The 275-nt window shown below is 61.5% G+C and carries 1 pseudogene; it reads right to left on the bottom strand.

Features of this window, described 5'->3' with window-relative positions:
* Nucleotides 1–227 (bottom strand): annotated as a pseudogene (locus CIC12_RS04715) (electron transfer flavoprotein subunit alpha/FixB family protein); the annotation flags it as partial.
* Nucleotides 228–275 lie beyond the last annotated feature (48 nt).

A 275-nucleotide genomic window follows, 5' to 3' on the forward strand; every position in this document is an offset into this window, starting at 1 on the left:
GTCGCTTCGACGTTTTCCGCGAGGCCCGCTTCGAGTTGCGGCGCGTCGGCCAGCAATACCTTCGACACACCCGCGATCTTCGCAGCTGCATCTGCCGCCGCCTGCGCGTTGTGACCTGCGACCAGCACGTGAACGTCGCCGCCAATCTTCTGCGCCGCGGCGATCGTGTTTAGCGTCGCGGCCTTGATCGACGCGTTGTCGTGTTCTGCAATTACCAGATTCGTCATTTCGTCCGTCTCCCTCACAGCACCTTGGCTTCAGTCTTCAGCTTCTCG

The sequence above is a fragment of the Paraburkholderia sp. SG-MS1 genome (assembly GCF_012275575.1).
GTDB lineage: Bacteria > Pseudomonadota > Gammaproteobacteria > Burkholderiales > Burkholderiaceae > Paraburkholderia.